This window comes from Paenibacillus sp. 453mf, from assembly GCF_900116105.1.
Classification (GTDB): Bacteria; Bacillota; Bacilli; order Paenibacillales; family Paenibacillaceae; genus Paenibacillus; species Paenibacillus provencensis.
Genome location: NZ_FPAC01000021.1, coordinates 1 through 5,749, shown reverse-complemented (window position 1 = coordinate 5,749; position 5,749 = coordinate 1). Strand labels below are relative to the sequence as shown.

The window sequence follows — 5,749 nt, the reverse complement described above, 5'->3', positions numbered from 1 at the left end:
AAAAAAGAAAAAAACTATAATCGCAGGATTGAAAACTTGATTGAACACTATTTAAAAAACAAAGGTTGACAAGGAGTAATTTCCCAATTTAAAATGTAATTACAAATATACGTTCGTAGGAGGTTCGAACTAATTATGATGGTAACTGTAGAAGGCGTAATTACTAGTGTGGAAGAAAAAACAAAAGATGATAAACCTTACACTGAATTACTGTTAGCGCAAAAAGGTGAAAAGATGCAGGTAACTGTGCGAGTGCCTGGTGCAAAGTCTAATGATTATGAGCCGTTTCAAGTGGAGACATTTCAAGGTCGTTTGATGCAATGGGCAACACGTAATGGTGTTGGTTCAATGGTCATGGTAGATGGAAATTAATGAGCAACCCAATGAACCAGTAACTGAACCCGATCCTGTCGATCCGATCAATGAAACTGAGGAACCTATTGAAAACTCGGAAACAGTTGAACCGGATCCAGTTGAACCAGAAATACCATGGCAAGCATTTTCTGATAACTTAAATCTAATTCTGGAAGGACAAGCATCTCAAACAGAAATAATTATAGTATTCGGAAATATTTTTTTCGGTTTACTTCTGGGTTACATGATGGTGAAAGGGATGACAAAGCCATGGAGATAGTGCAAGTCGATATGATCATGATTGGAGTCATGGCCAGTGTACTTGTGTACTTGATTCCTTTCTTGTTCTCATATGCAATATCTAAAGTATTCAACATTTGATATTACATTAAGGAGGTGACTATACATATGGATACTGGTATCACTGGAGCAGTTACAACTGCGGTGCAAAGTGCTGCAGATAGCACAATCGGAATGTTTACAAATGTTCTTCCAATTGCCTTGACTGTATTTGCGGCTATCTGGGGAGTACGTAAGGCAATCAAATTCTTCAAAAGTGCGGCAAACTAAGTTTTTTCAAACAAAAGGCAATCATGAAAAATGGTTGCCTTTTTTATTTACCCAGAGAAAGGAACCGCATATGAATAAGAAATTTACGCTAATGATTGCGTTTGGTTTATGTATTTCTTTGCTTATAACTCAAGTTATATATGCAAGTGCGGCATATAAGCTTACGGAGGAAGCAATTGAATTTATTTCTAAATCCTCGAGAAAAACAGATCTGAAATTAGTTTATAGTTCGGTTCAAGTGAAAAATGGAGCCAAATTTGATTCGGCTGCCGATGCTGTAAAAATGCAAGAAGCGGGATTATCTAGAACACCTTTGACAGTTGTAGAGTCATTACAAAAATCTGCAGAACGAGCAACACCTGTTGAAGGAAAACCGGGATGGGTCAAAACATTTATAGGAGCTGGGGTATTTCTTACAGGTGCAGATATTGGTTATGAGATATTTGACATGATTAATGGTGTAGATCCTGAATATGATCCAGACAAAATACAGAGATATTCAGAAAACTTTATAGCAGGTTCTGGTGATACCTTGGTTGGATCAAATGGACTTTCATACAACTGGGAATATGTTACGGATCGATATGGTGTTACTTCCGCATATTTGAAAATTACATCAAGTGTAGTGGCAGGGGCATGGTGGATGGTAAATACTGATGGATCATTAGGATATATGAGTTGGGCAAATGCTGTACCTTATCCAGAAGATGCAGCTATAACAAAATGGGAGTTTCAACCGAATACAGGATCCGGGGCAAGTATTTTTACAGTTGCAACATCAGGGAATGAACAAGAATTAGTAAGAACAATCAAATTATCTGGTTGGGATAATTATTATATCTCCTCGAGTACAGCGGGATGGAATCTTGTAGAAGGTCCATTAACTGGTGTAACTCAAGTGCCAGCTGTAGAGCCGGTTATGGTACCAATGACAGAACCTTGGGCAGATATTTATCCAGGAGAAACACAACTTGTCGAGCTTACATATCCCGACCCGGCTACAGTTACCAATGTAGGCGAATCGATCGCAACTAATCAAGAAGCAATAAGAAATTCTGAAACTAATCCAACTGATCCAGAGGATCCAACAGCGCCAACTAAACCAAGCGGAGATTGGCCTGATACATTGGGAGGAATATTTACAACTCGTTTTCCATTCTCATTGCCCTGGGATCTTTACCGTATGATTGAAATCTTAAATGCTGTTCCTATGGCACCAGAAGTTAATATCAATCAAAACTTTATGGGGATGCCTTTTATAATCCAATATAGTTTTTCATATCTGGATCCTTATATGCCTTGGTTCCGGTCAATTATTATTGTTGGTTTCTGTATTTTTCTTATTATGGGGACACGTAGTCTATTAGGTGGTGCGAAGTAATGGGTTCATTAATAGATACGGTTCTTGAATGGCTAACGGATATGGTAAAAGCAGTATTGCTACTTTTACCAGAATCACCATTTGCGAATCTTTCAATTGATACAGTGCCGGCTTTTGTTAATGTCATGAGTTATATAAATTATTTCATTCCGATCGGCGCGATCCTTACGATATTTACAACATATTTGGCAAGTGTGTTGATTTGGTATGGTGTCCGGTGGGTTTTACGTTTGGCGAAATATATTGATTAATGGGGTGAATATTTAACGTGATCAGTTTATATACAGGATCGGTGGGAAGCGGTAAATCTTATCATGCTACAGATCTGGGGCTTCAATGGATAAAAAGAAAGCATGTAATAGCAAATTTCCCTATTAAGCCGCCGAGTAGGGCACCAAAATTTATTGCAAAGCAATGGCAAAAAAAATTGACGCGTTGGACGTACTGGAATGATTTTTCTGTAGAAATGTTAATTGCTTATTCAATCGAAAATGGTTGGTACGGTAAAGAAAGTCAATGTTTAGTCATAATTGATGAAGCGGGTATAATGTTCAATTCTCGTGATTGGCAAACAGAAAGAGAGTCTAGAACAAAGTGGATAAAATTTCTCTCCCAGTCTAGAAAGTTTGGATATGATTTTGTATTTGTCTGTCAGTCGGATCGGATGATTGATAAACAAATCAGGGGACTAGTTGAATATGAAGTTAAGCATTTGAAAGCAAATAATTCATTTTTCTTAAGCTTCTTAAGTCTCTTTAAAGTGACGCTATTTTTATATGTTTATCGTTGGTATCAAACAAAATTAAAAGCGAGTATGCGTTTTGGTAGATATAAATCCTCGGTGGCAAATCGTTATGATACAATGCGCACTTTTAATCTGGATGATCTGATTTCTCAAATAAAACAAATTTATAAAAATTCAGATATGCCTGATTCAGTTCACAAACAAATAGAGATTTGGGAGGAAGCCAAAAATCAGAATACTGGAAAAGTAGAAGGCGTAAATAAACGTTTTGAAGGGATGCAAGAAAAATTGGAACAAGCAATAAAAATGACATCGAATGATGAAGAGTTAGCGGAATTTGTACAAGAGGTTCGTAGCGATCTGTCCGGAGGGGTAGGGGTTCCCTCGGACGGATCGCACGATCAATCTGATATAAAACCTAAAATTAATTTAAAAAAGGCAGGGGTAAGTGCATGGGATTATTTAAAAAAGCAGAAAAAATAATTTTTAAAATTGAGAGAAAATCCAGAAAAATTCAGTTTCGATATGCTTTGTTCCAGAAGAACATGAAGAGAAGGGGACTTAAACATTGGATACAATCGAGATACTTTTGACCGCATTTCTAGTAATTTTTATGTCTCTAATTTTTTTAGATTAATAGAAAATCGTCTTTACTTTTGGTAACTTTATGTTAATATAAAGGTAACCAAAAGTAAAAGGTGGTTGATAGACTTGGCAAAGATGGGGCGACCAGTAATAGGAGTAGGTAAGCCAGTAAAAATTACGTTGCCTGAAGAAGATTGGAAAAAGATTGAACAGTTAATAGAGTATGGACATGTAAAATCTGTTTCTGATTATTTCAGGCAATTGCATTTGTACCAGGAGGGGAAAAGAAAGTGAAAATAACAACTGTTTGCAATTGTGAAATATGTAATGAAAAATTCATCGATGGACAAGTAGTTGCGTACGATCCGGATCAAGATGAAACAATTTGTTACGCTTGTGGGTTAGGCAGCCTAAATCTAGAATCACAAATTTATGTGGAAAGTGCTCCGGTTTATCATTAGGCCTTGGGAGTGCAGAGGGCTTGCCCTTTGCTTATACCAACTCTTTTAAAGATTTAATATGCTTTTCCTTTCCCTTTAAACTATACTGCCGATCTGGCAGGGCAAGGAAGGACGCACCATGAAATGGGGGGGTAAAAATGGAGCGCGGTAGCGCCTTGGTATATATGACGAAATTTGCTTCCGCTTTTTCTGAGGTAAAAACCCACGAGCCCAATAAGGGCAAGGGTTCCGAGTTGGTCAAGAAAGGTCAAACTTTAGATTTAGAAGAGCATTTAAAAAAGACTCGTGCAGAAAGATATATGTTACAGGCTATCGCAAGAAAAGCACTTCCAAATGAACGCGTTATGAAGTGTCTCAGACATCGTAGAAGCAAAGATATCGATGTAGAGGTCTGGAAGCATTCTGGAACTAGTAAAGCCTTTTACGCGGGCTTACAGGTGTGTGGTAGCGTTTGGAATTGTCCAGTGTGTGCCGCGAAAATATCTGAAAGACGACGATCAGAATTAAAAGAAGCACTTTTCAAGCATAAAAAAGTAGGCGGAAGAGTAGCTATGCTGACATTGACTTTTAGTCATAAGAAAACTGATAAGTTACATGATACATTGCAAAGATTTTTAGATGCTGTTAGAAAATTCAGATCTGGCAGACCATATAAAAATACAATTGAACCATTGGGCATGATTGGCAGCATAAGGGCATTTGAAATTACATATGGGCAGAATGGTTTTCATCCTCATGTACATATTTTATTATTTTATAATAATGCCGTTATAATGCCCCTTATTGAAGCACAATTGTTTCGATTATGGAAAGAGGCTTGTACTAAACTTGGTCTAACTACAAAAGATGGTTATGGATTGACTTTGCAAGATGGTGGGATGGCAGATAATTATGTTACTAAGTGGGGGATAGATCAGGAAATGACTAAATCCCATGTTAAAAAAGGTCGACAAGATAGCTTAACTCCATTCGATTTTTTAAGATCATATCTTGAATCTGAAGATGAAAAATATTTATATTTATATTCTGAATATGCTTCAGCACTAAAAGGTAAAAGCCAATTGTTCTGGAGTAAAGGATTGAAGCAACATTTCATGTTAGAAGAAAAAACTGATGAAGAATTAGCAGAGGAAAAGACCGAGCTCGCCGATCTACTCGGTACCTTAAGATATTATGATTGGCAAAAAATTATGTATAGTGATAAAAGAGCAGAGTTTCTGGAATTATGCGAAAATAATAATTTTGAAGATGCACTAAAAATTATATTGCCTCTTACATCTGGAAAAAGAAAAAATGCCACTGATGCAACAGTGACATTAGATAGCCCGGATAAAATTACAAAATCAACAGACTCTCCAGGCAATGGAGTCTAACCCTAAAAATATTATAAACTAAAATCCGTACAGGGAAAACCGTCTACTGTTTAGAATGGTATATCCCTGTATTTTTTATTTTATGAAAGGAGTCAAAATATTATATGTCACGTAAACGGCTTCCAGATGAAGAACGAAAGGAAACTTTAACGATCCGGATCAAGAAACAACTGATTGACGAAATCAAAAAAGAAAAAAACTATAATCGCAGGATTGAAAACTTGATTGAACACTATTTAAAAAACAAAGGTTGACAAGGAGTAATTTCCCAATTTAAAAT

The 5,749-nt window shown here is 36.6% G+C and carries 9 protein-coding genes; all 9 read left to right on the top strand.

Going from position 1 to position 5,749, the window contains the following annotated elements; genetic code table 11:
- Positions 1–135: 135 nt before the first annotated feature.
- The 9 genes from BM415_RS24560 to BM415_RS25305 all read left to right on the top strand — a co-directional run bounded on the left by BM415_RS24560 (position 136) and on the right by BM415_RS25305 (position 5,723).
- Positions 136–372, top strand: a complete 237-nt coding sequence (locus BM415_RS24560; protein WP_091161992.1) for a hypothetical protein — start codon at positions 136–138, stop codon at positions 370–372.
- The gene (locus tag BM415_RS24555; protein WP_091161990.1) at positions 362–634 is read left to right on the top strand and encodes a hypothetical protein; all 273 of its coding nucleotides are present in this window, start codon (positions 362–364) and stop codon (positions 632–634) included. Before BM415_RS24560 ends, BM415_RS24555 begins: the two co-directional genes overlap by 11 nt.
- 128 nt (positions 635–762) lie before the next feature.
- Positions 763–924, top strand: a complete 162-nt coding sequence (locus BM415_RS25310; RefSeq protein WP_170862611.1) for a hypothetical protein — start codon at positions 763–765, stop codon at positions 922–924.
- A 70-nt stretch (positions 925–994) separates the two neighbouring features.
- Positions 995–2,305, top strand: coding sequence for a hypothetical protein (locus BM415_RS24550; protein WP_091161989.1), 1,311 nt, complete (start codon positions 995–997; stop codon positions 2,303–2,305).
- The gene (locus tag BM415_RS24545; RefSeq protein ID WP_091161987.1) at positions 2,305–2,556 is read left to right on the top strand and encodes a hypothetical protein; all 252 of its coding nucleotides are present in this window, start codon (positions 2,305–2,307) and stop codon (positions 2,554–2,556) included. The genes BM415_RS24550 and BM415_RS24545 overlap by 1 nt, the downstream gene beginning before the upstream one ends.
- 17 nt (positions 2,557–2,573) lie before the next feature.
- The gene (locus BM415_RS24540) at positions 2,574–3,533 is read left to right on the top strand and encodes a zonular occludens toxin domain-containing protein (RefSeq protein WP_170862610.1); all 960 of its coding nucleotides are present in this window, start codon (positions 2,574–2,576) and stop codon (positions 3,531–3,533) included.
- Positions 3,534–3,761: 228 nt separating this feature from the next.
- Positions 3,762–3,929: a CopG family transcriptional regulator gene (locus BM415_RS24870; RefSeq protein WP_139237067.1), complete on the top strand. Its 168-nt coding sequence runs from the start codon at positions 3,762–3,764 to the stop codon at positions 3,927–3,929.
- A gap of 304 nt (positions 3,930–4,233) precedes the next feature.
- A complete protein-coding gene (locus BM415_RS24535; protein ID WP_091161984.1) occupies positions 4,234–5,469 on the top strand; it encodes a protein rep in 1,236 nt (411 codons plus the stop codon).
- 104 nt (positions 5,470–5,573) lie between these two features.
- Positions 5,574–5,723 carry a hypothetical protein gene (locus tag BM415_RS25305; protein ID WP_170862609.1) on the top strand — a complete coding sequence of 50 codons (150 nt, stop codon included), beginning with the start codon at positions 5,574–5,576 and terminating at the stop codon, positions 5,721–5,723.
- Positions 5,724–5,749: the final 26 nt, after the last annotated feature.

What these genes read in the sequence shown, in the direction of transcription:
- BM415_RS24560 (WP_091161992.1), top strand. Translation starts at nt 136, where the DNA reads ATGATGGTAACTGTAGAAGGCGTAATTACTAGTGTGGAAGAAAAAACA.
- BM415_RS24555 (WP_091161990.1), top strand. Translation starts at nt 362, where the DNA reads ATGGAAATTAATGAGCAACCCAATGAACCAGTAACTGAACCCGATCCT.
- BM415_RS25310 (WP_170862611.1), top strand. Translation starts at nt 763, where the DNA reads ATGGATACTGGTATCACTGGAGCAGTTACAACTGCGGTGCAAAGTGCT.
- BM415_RS24550 (WP_091161989.1), top strand. Translation starts at nt 995, where the DNA reads ATGAATAAGAAATTTACGCTAATGATTGCGTTTGGTTTATGTATTTCT.
- BM415_RS24545 (WP_091161987.1), top strand. Translation starts at nt 2,305, where the DNA reads ATGGGTTCATTAATAGATACGGTTCTTGAATGGCTAACGGATATGGTA.
- BM415_RS24535 (WP_091161984.1), top strand. Translation starts at nt 4,234, where the DNA reads ATGGAGCGCGGTAGCGCCTTGGTATATATGACGAAATTTGCTTCCGCT.
- BM415_RS25305 (WP_170862609.1), top strand. Translation starts at nt 5,574, where the DNA reads ATGTCACGTAAACGGCTTCCAGATGAAGAACGAAAGGAAACTTTAACG.